The sequence below is a fragment of the Enterobacter chuandaensis genome (assembly GCF_039718975.1).
Classification (GTDB): domain Bacteria; phylum Pseudomonadota; class Gammaproteobacteria; order Enterobacterales; family Enterobacteriaceae; genus Enterobacter; species Enterobacter chuandaensis.
This window is the reverse complement of sequence record NZ_CP097173.1, coordinates 1,857,126-1,871,786: the sequence shown is the minus strand read 5'-3', so window position 1 is coordinate 1,871,786 and position 14,661 is coordinate 1,857,126. Positions and strand designations below refer to the sequence as shown.

Here is a 14,661-nt window from a genome sequence, read left to right as displayed (position 1 = left end):
ATTCTGCGCTGGTGATGGGTAGCGTTTATTTTTATAATGGTTATTCAACAAACCAACAGAGGACCAACGGCAAATGACAACCGACGTCACGAGTTGTGCGAAGAAAAGCCGTGGCCGACCAAAAGTGTTTGACAGGGATGCCGCGCTTGATAAGGCCATGACGCTCTTCTGGCAATACGGGTATGAAGCGACCTCGCTTTCCGATCTGGTCGAAGCGACCGGAGCCAAAGCGCCGACGCTGTATGCGGAATTCACCAATAAAGAGGGGCTGTTCAGAGCGGTGCTGGACAGGTACATTTCCCGCTTTGCGGCGAAACACGAAGCCCAACTTTTTTGTGAAGAGAAAAGCGTGGAACAGGCGCTACGGGACTACTTCACCGCCGTCGCCACCTGCTTCACCAGTAAAGAGACGCCTGCGGGCTGCTTTATGATTAACACCTCAGCCACCCTGGCGGCATCGTCAAAAGAGATCGCCAAAACGGTGAAATCGCGTCATGCGATGCAGGAGGAGACGCTCAGCGCATTTCTGGCCCAGCGTCAACAGCGCGGTGAAATTCCCGCGCACTGCCAGCCTCAGATGCTGGCGCAGTATCTGAGCTGCATTTTGCAGGGAATGTCGATCAGCGCCCGTGAAGGGGCGACGCTGGAAAAACTGCAGAATATTAGCGATACCACGCTGCGCCTGTGGCCTGAACTGCTGAAAATCTGACGCAAAAAAAAAAAGCTCCTCAGCCTGAGCGCTTGAGGAGCTAAGTTCAGAGAACATCTTTTTTTACGCTTTGTTATTCAGTACCAGCTGGCCGTTTCCATCCAGTGGAATTTGGGTGCCCGGGTCTTTATCCATGCGGATTTTGCCCTGCTGATCGCCAATTTTGTACGTCACGTCATAGCCCAGCATTTTTTCCGACTTGTCATAGACGGTTTTACAGCGCTGCTGAGTTGTGGTGTAGGTATCGTTATCCTGCATCGCACCCTGCACCTGGTTACCGGCATAGCCGCCACCCAGCGCGCCGACCACAGTCGCGACATCTTTACCCCGACCGCCGCCAAACTGATGGCCAATCACCCCGCCCGCTACCGCGCCCAGAACAGAGCCGGCAATACGGTTTTCATCCTGTACCGGACGACGATGGGTCACGGAGACGTTACGGCACTCCTGACGAGGGGTTTTCACAGTTTCTTTAATTGGAGTAGCAGAAACCACCTGCGCATACTGCGGGCCGCGATCTAATACGTTGAGACTGGCAACGGCAGCCACACCTAACGCAGCTGCGACACCAATCCCTATACCCGCCAACATTGATTTATTCACGGGACTTCCTCCTTTGTTGCTATTGGTAACAATTTTGCAATGGAGGCACGGCTTCGCCAATAAGACAAAGGATCAAAAAGTGGACATTGAGGAGAGATATATCGTGTTTAGGAGAACTCTTAAGCAATCAAACTGTGATCTGCAGCATGAAATGCTAAAAACTCCCTCCGGAGGGCCCGGAGGGAGTGAAAGATTAGTGCAGCTTCAGACGCGGACGGATCACGCGGTTGATTCTGCCCACCAGCATCATCAGCCCGGTTTTGAAGTAGCCGTGCAGCGCGATCTGGTGCATACGGTACAGGGAGATATACACAAAGCGTGCAATGCGCCCTTCCACCATCATGGAGCCACGCATCAGGTTACCCATCAGGCTGCCGACGGTAGAGAAGTTTGACAGCGATACCAGTGAACCGTGGTCTTTGTAGACATAGGCTTTCATTGGCTTGCCTTTGTACTGCGCCAGAATGTTATGCAGCACCAGGCTTGCCATCTGGTGCGCGGCCTGCGCGCGCGGCGGCACGAAGCCCCCTTCAGGACGTGCGCAGGAGGCACAGTCACCAATAGTGAAGATTTCAGGGTCACGCGTGGTTTGCAGCGTTGGCTCGGTGACCAGCTGGTTAATGCGGTTCGTTTCCAGACCACCGATATCTTTCATAAAGTCAGGCGCTTTGATACCTGCCGCCCAGACCATCAGATCCGCCTTGATGTACTCGCCGTCTTTGGTGTGCAGGCCACCTTCGTCAGCGCTGGTCACCATGGTCTGCGTCAGTACGCGCACGCCCAGTTTAGTGAGTTCATTGTGCGCCGCACCGGAAATACGCGGAGGCAGCGCAGGCAGGATGCGTTCGCCCGCTTCTACCAGCGTCACGTTGAGCGCGTCGTTGGTTAACCCTTTGTAACCGTAGCTGTGCAACTGCTTCACCGCATTGTGCAGCTCTGCGGAGAGCTCTACACCCGTCGCGCCGCCGCCGACAATCGCGATATTAACCTTGCCGTTCGCACCCAGATTGCTGGTGTACTTCAGGAACAGGTTCAGCATTTCCTGATGGAAACGACGCGCCTGGTGCGGGTTATCGAGGAAGATACAGTGCTCTTTCACGCCCGGCGTGTTGAAGTCGTTGGAGGTGCTGCCCAGCGCCATCACCAGCGTGTCATACGCCAGCTTGCGCTCGGGAACCAGCAGCTCGCCTTTCTCATCACGCAGCTCGGCCAGAGTGATGGTTTTGCTTTCACGGTTGATATCCACCACCGAGCCCAGCTGGAACTGGAAATGATGGTTGCGCGCGTGCGCCAGATAGCTCAGCGCGTCCACGCCCTCATCCAGTGAACCGGTCGCCACTTCGTGCAGCAACGGTTTCCACAGGTGGCTGTGGTTACGATCCACCAGCGTGATTTTGGCTTTTTTACCGCGACCCAGCTTCTTGCCCAACTGTGTGGCCAGCTCCAGCCCGCCAGCACCACCGCCTACAATCACTATCTTTTTCAATGGCGTAGTCAACGTGACCCCCTCAAATTATTAACCAATTGTTAATTAAAAGTTATAAAAATAACCCTTAATTAACAACAGGTTACAGCACTGAAACCATTCAGGTGCATTGAGAATACCACGTCAGGCGCATTGGTCATACCAAAATTGATATGCATCAAGTTTTGATGGCTTAAAAGTAGACAATTCTGGACAAAAAGAAACCCGGTGCGCGTTCGCGACCGGGTTACTGAGGTGTCAGGCTGTGGTTTAGCCCAGCGTTTTGAAAGCCTTAATGCGCTGGAGGTGCGGGGAGATGTTCTTAAACTTGTGGGTCTGCTCTTCGTCCCAGACGATCTCATAGTAGTGATGCAGCAGCTCTGCAGCCCGGTGGCTGTTGAGCGCTTCATCATTACGCGAAAGGATCACCAGGCAGCGATCGCGGTTTTTCTCACGGAAGTTGCTCACGCACTTAGTGGCAATATCGGCATACTCTTCCGGACGGTCAATTTTGCCTTCCATGTTCTCGTTCGGGAACAGGTTAGGGTTGAAGACAACCTGACGGATGTCGCACAGGAAGCCAATACGCTCCGCCCAGTAGCCGCCCAGCCCCACGCCGCAGATCAACGGGCGATCGTCAACGTTGAGCTGCAGCATCTTGTCCACCTCTTTGAGCAGATGCTGCATATCATGCTTCGGATGGCGCGTGCTGTAGCTGATCAGCCGTACATCCGGATCGATAAACTGCAGTTGCAGCACCTTCTCATGATTACCAGGACTGTTTGAGTCAAAACCGTGTAAATAGATGATCATCGTCTTCTCACCACGCTACGCCTTCCGGGAGGGTTTACAGGCTGGCTTTATGTGCCTGCCAGCGCTCATTCAGGTCTTCAAGTCGGGCGTTGACCGACTTCCAGCGCGCCGAATCCATCAGCTCCTGACGGCTAAATGAACCTTTATGATACAAATGCGTAACACGCTCTGCATTGATCGGTGACAGGTTATCCAACACGCTAACGGCACCTTTACGATTATTGCAGACCAGGATCATATCGCAACCTGCATCCAGCGACGCCTGGCCGCGTTCCGCGTAGCTGCCCATAATTGCCGCCCCTTCCATCGACAGATCGTCGGAGAAAATCACGCCGTTGAAACCTAGCTCATGGCGCAGAACGGTTTTCAGCCAGTGCGGAGAGCCGCTGGCAGGACGCGGGTCAACGTCGCTGTAGATCACGTGCGCGGGCATAATGGCATCCAGCTTGTTATCGGTGATAAGCGAGCGGAACACCGACATATCTTTGGCGCGAATTTCCGCTTCCGGACGCGGGTCGCGCGGCGTCTCTTTGTGGGAATCCGCCGTCACTGCCCCGTGTCCCGGGAAATGCTTGCCGGTGGTTTTCATTCCCGCCTCGTGCATGCCGTCGATAAACCGGGTCGCCATTGCCAGCGCAATACGCGGATCCTCATGGTAGGAGCGCTCGCCAATCGCGGCGCTGATGTGGCCCACATCCAGTACCGGGGCAAAGCTGATATCGATATCCATGGCAATCATTTCACTGGCCATCAGCCAGCCGGCCTCCTGGGCCAGTTTTCCCCCCTCTTCCGTGCCGAGCAGCGCGGCAAAAGACTGGGCTGCCGGCAGGCGGGTAAAACCGTCGCGAAAACGCTGTACGCGTCCGCCTTCCTGATCGACGGCCACCACCAGATGGTTACGCGATGCGGCGCGGATCTGACGCACCAGTTCACGCAGCTGCGCCGGATCGTGATAGTTGCGGGTAAACAGGATCAGGCCGCCCACCAGCGGATGCGCGAGAATTTCACGCTCTTCCGCATCCAGCTCAAACCCTTCAACATCCAACATGACTGGACCCACACTCACCTCTCTTATCCTTTTGTTTGTAACTGACGCCAGGCATCGTCTGCCAGCGCAATAAATTGTTTTTCTCTGGACTGCTGTAAACGCATTTCAAACCAGCCAGCCATCAGCATGATGACCCAGGGGCGCCAGCGTCTTACCTGGCATTCCAGCGCGTCGGCGTCAAGATGTGCCACTCTGGCATACTCTTTGATCAGCTTCTGCCGCGCGGCTTCACTTTCCGTCCAGACAGCGGCCAGCTCCAGCGCCACATCGCCGTCTCCGGCGTATTCCCAGTCGATAAGCCTGCCACCCTCTGGCGTGTGCACAATATTCCCGGCATGGACATCCATATGGAGCGGTGAGAGCCGAATCGGTTGCGGCTCGCCCGTTTTACGCAGCCGTTTAAGTTGGGCAAGCCAGCCGGGCGTTCGTCTGTCCGGGGAAGCCTGCTGCCAGTAGTATTCCAGCAATGGCAGAAGGGTGACCCGCCACCCCAGCCGCGGTTGACGATGCAGATGATACAGCATCGCCGCAAGCGCTGGCGTGTCCGGCAGCGCGCTTTTCACCTCCCCCTCCAGATACTCGACGGCCATCCAGCCCTGTCTGAAAAATCGGGGTTCAGGCACGAGATCCGACGGAAGGCGTTTGAGAGCGCGAAACTGACGGCGAAACTGGAAAGCCGGGGCGAAGGGATCGTGGTTCTGCCGCAAGACCAGACGGTGCGCGCCCTGCTCTATAATGCAACTCGCGCCGCTAAGCCCGGAGTGGGCCTGCGGCGCGATAAGGCGGTACTGCGGAAAATAACGCGTCAGAATCTCTTCACGCGTGGCGTCATTGTTGCGTAACCGCACCTTTACCTGACCAGATAATTTCGCCTGTCTGAACCAGCATCAGCTGCATCTGCAGGGCTGGGGTATTCACGTTGCCGGTCGCGTTAGAGTACAGCACATACTGGGCGCCAACGTTGCGGGCAATGCCGATCGCCTTGCTGCGGGTACCGAGACTGTCCTGCGGCGACAGCCCCAGCTGCTGTTTGGCTACCGCGAGCTGCTGAGCAGAGACCAGCGTAAACTTACCGTTGTTTGCCAGCGCATTGCGCAGCGTTTCGGTCGCTTCGCCCGCGTTCAGTGAACCGTTGGTGCGGTTGTTCACGCTATCGACCAGCAGCACGCTGCCTGCCGTCACGCCCTGTGCCTGCAGCATTTTACCGACCATCGGCTGCATCGCGCCGTTCCAGTCGTAATGGCGCACGCGCGGCGCAGGCTGTGACGTCTGGTCCTGATGTTCAATCGGGCCTGGCTGTGACGGAATAGACGGTACAGACGGCACGGTCGGCTGGGTCTGCGTTGGTGGTGCCGGCTGCCCGGTACCCGGCTTTGCCTCTTCCACAGGTGCTGGCTGTTCTGTACGGGTCACACACCCTGCAAGGAACAGCGCGAATGCGGTCACAAGCGCATAACGGCTCATATTTTTAATCAAGGTTCACCCCTTAGAGATAAAGATAAAGTCTCACCTTATGCGCACCCAGATAGCTGGCGCTGTCATAGAGCGTTACCGACGACCTTGCCGGAAGAGTGACGCTGCGCGGCGCCTCCAGCGGGTGCATTTCAAGACCTCTTACGTCATACCAGAAGAAACGGTAGTGAACCGTCACTGGTTCATTTCTTTCGTTAAAGAGCGTAGAGGAGGCAGAAGATTTAATTTCACTGATAGTCAGCGCGGGCTGCTGCGCCGTGATGCCCGCAGCCAGCACGGAGGATTCCATCACCAGCGTCTGTTCATCACTCACGGGAATTGCCGGGCGCGTGCTGCACCCCACAATAGCCAACGTCATTACCAGCGCTGCAATACGCCCTTTAAACATGTCAAAGACCTTTGTGAGCCAGCATCGGTCCCAGCGGACGTCCACCCAGCAGATGCATGTGAATATGATAAACTTCCTGGCCGCCATGGCGATTACAGTTCATGATCAGACGGTAACCGTCTTCCGCAATGCCTTCCTGTTCAGCAATTTTCGCGGCCACCGTCAGCATACGACCTAACGCCACTTCGTGCTCGGTTTTTACGTCGTTTACGGTCGGAATCAGAATATTGGGAATGATAAGGATGTGTGTCGGTGCCTGAGGGGAAATGTCCCGGAAAGCCGTCACCAGTTCATCCTGATAGACGATATCCGACGGGATTTCGCGGCGGATAATTTTACTGAAAATCGTTTCTTCAGCCATGACCTTTTCCTTTTTAGTTTAATCTGGCGCGATGCGTCCGCTGTTAATACACTCTCTGGATGAGTGTGTGACACAATTCAAGAGTATGAGCGAGTTTCTCCTGTCCTTTCAACCTCCTCCCCCGAATTCTTTCCTGAATATTCATCAGCTGACTGAAGAGTGACCGCTCGCGCGTCTTAACAGGCTGAAACATTATTTCAGTTCCGGTCGACACATCTGTTTACAGCACTAATAGCAATGCGTATATTTCGCATTTGCATTTTCATGCGCATTTTTAACATAGAAAACGACGTCAGCCCGTATTTGTGGAACTGACGCATACCCTCTTCACCGTTCATAAGGGTTTGATAATGTCTTTCATTAATCACACCAGGGATGGGCAACGTCAGCCTGTCGCAACGCCTTCGTTGTTGGCAGTCTGCATTGCTATGGCATTGACGCCAGCCGCCGCTTTCGCTGCATCAGCAACCGAAGACACCGTCGTCGTGGATGGAGGTTTTGACAATACGCAGGATCCTTCCGCAAGTCAGGACCGGGATTACAGCGTAAAAACCACCACCACCGGTACAAAACTGTTGCTGGTTCCCCGCGATATCCCGCAGTCCGTCAGCGTGATTAGCCAGCAGCGCATAGCCGATCAGAACCTGCAGTCCATTAGTCAGGTGTTGACTAACACCACGGGCGTAACGGCGCAGGTGCAGGACAGCGACCGCACCGTATTTTACTCGCGCGGATTTTTCGTCAGTAACTACGCGTATGACGACCTGCCAACCTCCATCAGTGAGGTGTGGAACTTCGGCGACACCGCCGCCGATACCGCGATTTACGACCGTATTGAAGTGGTACGCGGCGCAACCGGCCTGATGTCCGGTACGGGCAACCCGGCGGCATACGTCAATATGGTGCGTAAGCATGCGGATAGCAATGAATTCAAAGGAAATGTCTCTGCCAGCTACGGCAGCTGGGACAAGCAGCGCTACGTGCTGGATCTCCAGGCACCGCTGGTTGAGTCCGGTAAGGTACGGGGACGCCTGATTACGGGTTATCAGGATAACGACAGCTTCGTGGATAACTATCATTACCGGAAGAAATTCCTCTACGGCGTGGTGGATGCGGATGTCACCGACAGCACCACCCTCTCGGTGGGCTACGAATATCAGGAAAGCCACACCGCCGACCCGACCTGGGGCGGACTGCCAACCTGGTACAGCGATGGCAGTAAAACCGATTACAACCGCAGCCAGACCGTCGCACCTGACTGGGCCTGGTCGGACAAGGACACCACCCGCATCTTAGCTAACCTGACCCAGCGTTTCGATAACGGCTGGGAAGCGCACGTCAACGGCATGCACGCGGAGACCAACTTCGACAGCAAGCTGATGTATATGTCCGGCTATCCTGATAAAGAGACCGGGGCGGGCATGGTGGGCTACGGCGGCTGGAACAGAGGTGAACGCAAACAGGATGCGGTTGATGCCTTCCTGCGCGGCGGCTTCGATCTTTTTGGCCGCCAGCATGAGATGATGTTTGGCGGCAGCTTCAGCCGACAGCGCAACCACTATGACAACAGAATGCCGGATGCGCTGTACGGCATGGTGGACGTGGGGAATTTCAAAAACTGGAACGGAAATATCGCCGATCCGCAGTGGACGCCGTGGAAGCTCTACAGCCAGGACGACATTCGCCAGTCCTCAGCGTATACCTCCGCCCGCTTCTCGCTGGCCGACCCGCTGCACCTGATCCTCGGGGCGCGCTACACCAACTACAACATTCGCTATAACCCGGCGGGCTCTCCTGACACCCGTCTGGAAAGCACCAAAGATGACGTAACGCCTTACGCGGGCCTGGTCTACGACATCAACGAAGACTGGTCGACCTACGTCAGCTATACCTCCATCTTCCAGCCGCAGGACAAGCGTAACGCCAGCGGACGCTATCTCGATCCAACCACGGGCAAAAGTTACGAGGCCGGCGTGAAGGCGGACTGGTTCAATACCCGTCTGACCACCTCGCTGGCGATATTCCGCATTGAGCAGGATAACGTGGCGAGCAACACCTATACCTACATGCCGAGCGGTGAGTCGATTTATGAATCGCTGGACGGCGTGGTCAGTAAAGGGATTGAGTTCGAGCTAAACGGCGCACTGACCGATAACTGGCAGTTGACCTTCGGCGCGACCCGCTACATTGCGGAAGATAAGAACGGCAACGCTGTCAGTTCCGATCAGCCGCGCACGACAATGAAGCTGTTTACCCGTTATCAACTGCCAATGCTGCCAGCGCTGACGGTGGGCGGTGGCGTAAACTGGCAGAACAAAGTGTGGACGGATGTGGACGGCGGCCCGGCTGGACGCGACCGTGCTGAGCAAGGCAGCTACGGGCTGGTTAACCTGTTCAGCCGTTATCAGGTCACCAAAGATTTTGCCGTTCAGGCGAACATCAACAACCTGTTCGACAAAGAGTATTACGATTACGTCGGTTCTTACGTAGTTTATGGCGCACCGCTGAACGTCTCGGTGAGCGCGAGCTACGACTTCTGAGTGTTGGCACAACAACCACAGCAATAAAAAAGGCAGCCATTCGGCTGCCTTAGTCTCCCCAGGTCACAGCTTAGCTGTTGCGGATGTACTCATCCATTTCGGTTTTCAGGTTATCGGATTTCGTACCGAAGATAGCCTGAACACCAGAACCTGCAACAACCACACCCGCTGCGCCCAGTTTTTTCAGACCCGGCTGGTCTACTTTCGCAACGTCGGCAACGCTCACACGCAGACGAGTGATGCACGCGTCCAGGTTAGTGATGTTCTCTTTACCGCCGAACGCAGCAACCAGTGCCGGTGCCATTTCGCTGGTCGCGCCTGCTTTGCTGTCTTCAGTTGCATCTTCACGACCCGGCGTTTTCAGGTCCAGTGCTTTGATCAGCACGCGGAAGATGGTGTAGTAAACAACGGCGTAGCACGCACCCACGATTGGGAACAGCCACAGCTTGCTGCTGTTACCGGACAGAACGATAAAGTCGATCAGACCGTGAGAGAAGGACGTACCGTCACGCATACCCAGCAGGATACAGATTGGGAACGCCAGGCCAGCCAGTACAGCGTGGATGATGTACAGAATTGGCGCAACGAACATGAAGGAGAACTCGATCGGCTCGGTGATACCGGTCAGGAACGAGGTCAGCGCTGCGGAGATCATGATACCGCCCACTTTTGCACGGTTCTCTGGTTTAGCAGAGTGCCAGATTGCAATCGCAGCAGCCGGCAGGCCGTACATTTTGAACAGGAAGCCACCTGACAGTTTACCTGCAGTTGGGTCGCCCGCCATGTAACGTGGGATATCACCGTGGAACACCTGACCTGCTGCGTTGGTGAATTCACCAATCTGCATCTGGAATGGAACGTTCCAGATGTGGTGCAGACCAAATGGCACCAGGCAACGCTCGATGAAGCCGTAGATACCAAACGCCACAACCGGGTTCTGGTAAGCCGCCCACTGAGAGAAGGTCTGGATAGCGGAACCGATTGGTGGCCAGATGAAGGACAGGATCACGCCAGTGAAAATCGCTGCCAGACCAGAGATGATCGGAACGAAACGCTTGCCCGCGAAGAAGCCCAGATACTCAGGCAGCTTGATGCGATAGAAGCGGTTAAACATATACGCTGCAATCGCACCGGAGATGATACCGCCCAGAACACCGGTATCTGCCAGGTGTTTAGCGGCAATCTCTTCTGCCGGTAAATGCAGAACCAGCGGCGCAACCACAGCCATGGTTTTCACCATAATGCCGTAAGCAACCACTGCAGCCAGCGCAGAAACGCCGTCGTTATTGGTGAAGCCCAGCGCCACACCGATAGCGAAGATCAGAGGCATGTTAGCAAAGACGGAACCGCCTGCTTCAGCCATCACATGGGAAACTACGGCTGGCAGCCAGCTGAAGTTAGCAGAACCGACACCCAGCAGGATACCTGCGATAGGCAGTACGGATACTGGCAGCATCAGCGATTTACCGACCTTTTGCAGGTTAGCAAATGCATTCTTAAACATAATTGAGAGTGCTCCTGAGTATTTGTGCTTTTTTTACGCTTTCACGCATTGGCCCGGGGGGAGTACCGTGCCGTGGACAGGACATCTAAGCGCCCTTTATTTATTACACAGAGTAAAATAATTCCCTCTGAGTTTGTTTGACGGCTATCACGTTTCAGCTTAAGACGGTCGAAAAACTTTCAGTTATTTACAAAAAGCATGTCTGGATGTGTCTAAAAACACCTTCACCGCCCCAAATGAGGCGGTGAACTTTACTCGTTTTATTTATTAATTACGAGCCTAAAAATAACAGGTGTATCAGACAGATTGCAGGCGGGCGGGGTCAATATGGAACAGCGCAGAGAAGTTTTCTGTCGTGACGCGGGCCAGCTCTTCAATACTGACGCCTTTAAGCACGGCCATATACTCTGCGACGTCTCGCGTCATGGCCGGCTGGTTCTCTTTACCGCGATGCGGTACCGGCGCCAGATACGGAGAGTCTGTTTCCACCAGAATACGATCGAGCGGTACATAACGCGCGGCATCACGGAGCTGCTCAGCGTTACGGAACGTCACGATCCCGGAAAACGAAATATAAAACCCTAAATCAAGCAGTTTACCCGCCGTTTCTCTGTCTTCTGTGAAACAGTGTAGTACGCCACCGCAATCCGTCACGTTTTCTTCCTGAAGGATCGCCAGCGTATCGGCGCGCGCATCACGGGTATGTACGATGACCGGTTTGTTCAGTTCGCGGCCAATGCGGATATGGTTGCGGAAGGATGCCTGCTGGCGCGCTTTCGTTTCCGGCGTGTAAAAATAATCCAGCCCGGTTTCACCCATCGCCACGACGCCCTCTTCTGCTGCCAGTCGGCGCAGATCTTCTACGTCATACTCTTCATCCTGGTTCAGCGGATGCACGCCGCAGGAGAAAACGACATTATCGCGCTCGCCTACCAGTTCACGCATGGAGCGGTAACCCGGCAACGTGGTCGCCACGGCCAGGCAAAATTTCACATCGCGCGCGGCGGCTTTCGCCAGCACGTCGTCCACATTTTTATGCAGGGATTGGTAATCCAGGCCATCGAGATGGCAGTGTGAGTCGACTAAAAACATAGTGTCTCTCTCAGAGGTGGGAAACCGGCGGCGTAACGCCTGGTTGCAGGTAGTGTTCAATACGCAGTAACTGGTCGGTCAGTAAAAGCTCACGATTAAGACCCGTCACGGTTAAAAGCTGTTCGCGGCTCTGGCAAACATCATGAAGGATAGCGTGCAGAGACGTGCCTGACAGGCGATTCGCCAGCATGTTCACCAGCGACCACGCGTCCGGGTTAGTCAGCAGCGTTGCTCCTTGCTGTATTTTTAGCGCATCAAGCAATAAAGAGGCCAGCCAGTGCAGACGTTCAACGGCCCGGTCGCTGTTAAGCGCAGGCAGTAAGCTGAGCCAGTCCTGGCTGTTAAGTGAAGATTCGACGGCCCGGCAGAGCGTTTCGCGCTGTGACCAGACGTCAGGCTGTAGTAACGCCAGCGCCGCAGCGGGCGCACCGCTGCTCAGACGCAGCGCAGACAGCGCGCTGTCCTGTGACGTTGTCACCTCTCGTTCAAGCCAGCTTAACGCCCATGATTCCTGAGGTACGGCCAGGTGATGAAGACGACAACGGCTACGCAGCGTCGCCAGTAAACGTCCCGGGTCCCGGCAGGAAAGGAAAAACCACGTCTTTTCCGGCGGCTCTTCCAGGGTTTTAAGCAGCGCGTTCGCCGCTGCCTCGGTAAGCAAGGCGGCATCGTTGAGCCAGACCACTTTTGCCCCGCCCAGACGCGCATGTTCGTACAGTTTCTCGCTGACTTCACGCACGGCATCAATGCCGAGCGCGCTTTTGCCCTTCTCAGGCTCAAGCGTGTAGTAGTCAGGATGCGTGCCCGCCTGCATCAGCTGGCAGCCGCGGCATTTACCGCAGCTCTTGTGCCCTTCCGGCTGATGGCACATCAGGAAGCGGGTGATGGCGTAAATCAGCGCATCATCCCCCATTCCCGGCAACGCCTGAATCAGTAACGCATGATGCCCCCGCCCGGCCTGATAGCTGCCGATCAGCTGTTCAAAGTGCGGGCGCAACCATGGGTACCATTTCATGCCTGCTGCTCCTGTAGCCACTGCGTAACGGTCTGTTGAATGTCGCGCGTGACGTCGTCCAGAGATTGCGTGGCATCAATGGTACGAATTGAACGGTCCTGTGCGGCCAGTTCAAGATAGCGTGCACGCGTGCGGTTGAAGAAGTCCAGGGACTCTTGCTCAATGCGGTCCAGTTCGCCGCGCGCGCGGGCACGCCTGAGGCCCACTTCCGGAGTCACATCCAGATAGAGCGTCAGGTCGGGGCGGAAATCACCCAGTACGGCATTGCGCAACGTTGCCAGCATCGTCTGGTCAATCCCACGTCCGCCGCCCTGATACGCCTGAGTCGACAGATCGTGACGGTCGCCGATCACCCACTTGCCTTCGGCCAGAGCAGGTTTAATCACGGTCTCAACCAGTTGTACACGCGCCGCATAGAACATCAGCACTTCGGCTTTGTCAGTAATAACCTCGTCGCCAACGGATTTAATATCCAGCACCAGGCTACGCAGTTTCTCCGCCAGCTGCGTACCGCCCGGCTCGCGAGTAAAGAGCATGTCAGCGACGCCAAGCGATTTCAGCGTATCCACTACCACGTTACGGGCGGTGGTTTTACCCGCCCCTTCGAGTCCCTCAATGACAATGTATTTACTGCGCATTTTTTTCCTTAAGTGCCTTCAGATAATCCTGAACAGAGCGATTGTGGCTGGCAAGGTTGGTATTAAAGGTATGCCCGCCTTTTCCGTCAGCCACAAAATAGAGATACGGTGTTTTGGCCGGGTGCGCGGCAGCCTTCAGCGATGCTTCACTCGGTGTCGCAATCGGCCCAGGCGGCAAGCCGCTAATCACGTAGGTATTATACGCCGTTGGCGTTTCCAGATCTTTTCTGGAGATCTTTCCGGCATAGCTCTCGCCCATACCGTAGATGACGGTAGGGTCGGTTTGCAGACGCATGCCGATGCGCAGGCGGTTGATAAATACCGAAGCGACACGGTCACGCTCGGCAGCAACGGCCGTCTCTTTCTCAATGATCGAGGCCATTGTGACAAACTGGTTTTGATCCTGATAAGGCAGACCTTCCACGCGCCCTTCCCAGGCTGCATCGACGGCCTCAACCATCTTTTTATGCGCGCGCTTGAGGATAGCAACATCCGTCGTCCCTGCCGTGTACATCCAGGTATCGGGCCAGAACCAGCCTTCCACCCACTCAGGATGTTCAAATTTCAGCACCTCGGCAACCGTCTCATAGCGATCGTCTTTTAGCGTATGCTTGATGTAAGGCGCGTCGCGCAGCTGTTTGAGGTAATCGCTTAAGCGCATTCCTTCAACAAAGCGCAGCGGGAACTGTGCCTCTTTACCGCTTTCCAGCAGCTGCAGCATCTGCCTGACGGTCATGTCTGGGGTAAAGCGATACGTCCCGGCTTTGAAATGAGAGAGTTCAGGCTCAAGACGCAGTAACCACTGAAATACGCGCGGGCGGTTAATGACCTTGTCCCCATAAAGCTGTTCACCCAGCGCAACGCGCCCGGTACCGGCTTTCAGGGTAAAAATCGTTTCGTCTTTAATCAGGATTTTACTGTCCGCCAGCTGGCGAACTTTCCATACTCCCGCTCCGCCAGCGATACCCAGCGCAACAATAAGGAGAAGGACAAAGCGCAACATTTTCTTCAT

Annotated in this window: 15 protein-coding genes; 2 read left to right on the top strand and 13 right to left on the bottom strand. The window is 55.3% G+C overall.

Going from position 1 to position 14,661, the window contains the following annotated elements:
• Nucleotides 1-73: 73 nt before the first annotated feature.
• On the top strand, nucleotides 74-709 hold the full coding sequence (locus tag MX657_RS09025) for a TetR/AcrR family transcriptional regulator (RefSeq protein ID WP_080327507.1): 636 nt from the start codon (nucleotides 74-76) through the stop codon (nucleotides 707-709).
• Nucleotides 710-772: 63 nt separating this feature from the next.
• Here MX657_RS09025 and MX657_RS09020 read toward each other — a convergent pair whose 3' ends face one another.
• The 8 genes from MX657_RS09020 to hinT form a co-directional block, all read right to left on the bottom strand.
• Nucleotides 773-1,312 (bottom strand): glycine zipper 2TM domain-containing protein, encoded by a 540-nt coding sequence (locus MX657_RS09020; RefSeq protein ID WP_028012731.1) that lies wholly within the window; start codon nucleotides 1,310-1,312, stop codon nucleotides 773-775.
• 193 nt (nucleotides 1,313-1,505) lie between these two features.
• Nucleotides 1,506-2,810: an NAD(P)/FAD-dependent oxidoreductase gene (locus tag MX657_RS09015; RefSeq protein ID WP_346808151.1), complete on the bottom strand. Its 1,305-nt coding sequence runs from the start codon at nucleotides 2,808-2,810 to the stop codon at nucleotides 1,506-1,508.
• A gap of 237 nt (nucleotides 2,811-3,047) precedes the next feature.
• Nucleotides 3,048-3,590 (bottom strand): alpha/beta hydrolase YcfP, encoded by a 543-nt coding sequence (gene ycfP / locus MX657_RS09010; RefSeq protein WP_080327509.1) that lies wholly within the window; start codon nucleotides 3,588-3,590, stop codon nucleotides 3,048-3,050.
• Between the two features lie 34 nt (nucleotides 3,591-3,624).
• Nucleotides 3,625-4,650: a beta-N-acetylhexosaminidase gene (gene nagZ, locus MX657_RS09005; protein ID WP_346808538.1), complete on the bottom strand. Its 1,026-nt coding sequence runs from the start codon at nucleotides 4,648-4,650 to the stop codon at nucleotides 3,625-3,627.
• A gap of 11 nt (nucleotides 4,651-4,661) precedes the next feature.
• Nucleotides 4,662-5,486, bottom strand: coding sequence for a thiamine kinase (thiK, locus tag MX657_RS09000; protein WP_217479791.1), 825 nt, complete (start codon nucleotides 5,484-5,486; stop codon nucleotides 4,662-4,664).
• Nucleotides 5,467-6,111 (bottom strand): penicillin-binding protein activator LpoB, encoded by a 645-nt coding sequence (lpoB, locus tag MX657_RS08995; protein ID WP_217479942.1) that lies wholly within the window; start codon nucleotides 6,109-6,111, stop codon nucleotides 5,467-5,469. Before lpoB ends, thiK begins: the two co-directional genes overlap by 20 nt.
• A 13-nt stretch (nucleotides 6,112-6,124) precedes the next feature.
• Complete coding sequence (locus MX657_RS08990; protein ID WP_080327511.1) at nucleotides 6,125-6,499, bottom strand: YcfL family protein; 375 nt, start codon at nucleotides 6,497-6,499, stop codon at nucleotides 6,125-6,127.
• Nucleotide 6,500: 1 nt separating this feature from the next.
• Nucleotides 6,501-6,860, bottom strand: coding sequence for a purine nucleoside phosphoramidase (gene hinT, locus MX657_RS08985; RefSeq protein WP_006809243.1), 360 nt, complete (start codon nucleotides 6,858-6,860; stop codon nucleotides 6,501-6,503).
• 350 nt (nucleotides 6,861-7,210) lie between these two features.
• Here hinT and fhuE point away from each other — a divergent pair, with 350 nt between their 5' ends.
• A complete protein-coding gene (gene fhuE, locus MX657_RS08980; protein WP_346808148.1) occupies nucleotides 7,211-9,400 on the top strand; it encodes a ferric-rhodotorulic acid/ferric-coprogen receptor FhuE in 2,190 nt (729 codons plus the stop codon).
• 70 nt (nucleotides 9,401-9,470) lie between these two features.
• Here the strand turns inward: fhuE and ptsG are convergent, their stop codons facing one another.
• The 5 genes from ptsG to yceG all read right to left on the bottom strand — a co-directional run bounded on the left by ptsG (nucleotide 9,471) and on the right by yceG (nucleotide 14,661).
• Nucleotides 9,471-10,904 (bottom strand): PTS glucose transporter subunit IIBC, encoded by a 1,434-nt coding sequence (gene ptsG, locus MX657_RS08975; protein WP_028012724.1) that lies wholly within the window; start codon nucleotides 10,902-10,904, stop codon nucleotides 9,471-9,473.
• Between the two features lie 297 nt (nucleotides 10,905-11,201).
• Nucleotides 11,202-11,996, bottom strand: coding sequence for a metal-dependent hydrolase (locus tag MX657_RS08970; RefSeq protein WP_080327513.1), 795 nt, complete (start codon nucleotides 11,994-11,996; stop codon nucleotides 11,202-11,204).
• Between the two features lie 10 nt (nucleotides 11,997-12,006).
• The gene (gene holB, locus MX657_RS08965; RefSeq protein WP_346808145.1) at nucleotides 12,007-13,011 is read right to left on the bottom strand and encodes a DNA polymerase III subunit delta'; all 1,005 of its coding nucleotides are present in this window, start codon (nucleotides 13,009-13,011) and stop codon (nucleotides 12,007-12,009) included.
• Nucleotides 13,008-13,649 (bottom strand): dTMP kinase, encoded by a 642-nt coding sequence (gene tmk, locus MX657_RS08960; protein ID WP_346808144.1) that lies wholly within the window; start codon nucleotides 13,647-13,649, stop codon nucleotides 13,008-13,010. Before tmk ends, holB begins: the two co-directional genes overlap by 4 nt.
• Nucleotides 13,639-14,661, bottom strand: a complete 1,023-nt coding sequence (gene yceG, locus MX657_RS08955; RefSeq protein ID WP_252001404.1) for a cell division protein YceG — start codon at nucleotides 14,659-14,661, stop codon at nucleotides 13,639-13,641. The genes tmk and yceG overlap by 11 nt, the downstream gene beginning before the upstream one ends.

Coding starts and splice junctions, on each gene's coding strand:
- MX657_RS09025 (WP_080327507.1), top strand. CDS start 74: ATGACAACCGACGTCACGAGTTGTGCGAAGAAAAGCCGTGGCCGACCA.
- ycfP (WP_080327509.1), bottom strand. CDS start 3,590: ATGATCATCTATTTACACGGTTTTGACTCAAACAGTCCTGGTAATCAT.
- MX657_RS08990 (WP_080327511.1), bottom strand. CDS start 6,499: ATGTTTAAAGGGCGTATTGCAGCGCTGGTAATGACGTTGGCTATTGTG.
- hinT (WP_006809243.1), bottom strand. CDS start 6,860: ATGGCTGAAGAAACGATTTTCAGTAAAATTATCCGCCGCGAAATCCCG.
- fhuE (WP_346808148.1), top strand. CDS start 7,211: ATGTCTTTCATTAATCACACCAGGGATGGGCAACGTCAGCCTGTCGCA.
- ptsG (WP_028012724.1), bottom strand. CDS start 10,904: ATGTTTAAGAATGCATTTGCTAACCTGCAAAAGGTCGGTAAATCGCTG.
- MX657_RS08970 (WP_080327513.1), bottom strand. CDS start 11,996: ATGTTTTTAGTCGACTCACACTGCCATCTCGATGGCCTGGATTACCAA.
- holB (WP_346808145.1), bottom strand. CDS start 13,011: ATGAAATGGTACCCATGGTTGCGCCCGCACTTTGAACAGCTGATCGGC.
- tmk (WP_346808144.1), bottom strand. CDS start 13,649: ATGCGCAGTAAATACATTGTCATTGAGGGACTCGAAGGGGCGGGTAAA.
- yceG (WP_252001404.1), bottom strand. CDS start 14,661: ATGAAGAAAATGTTGCGCTTTGTCCTTCTCCTTATTGTTGCGCTGGGT.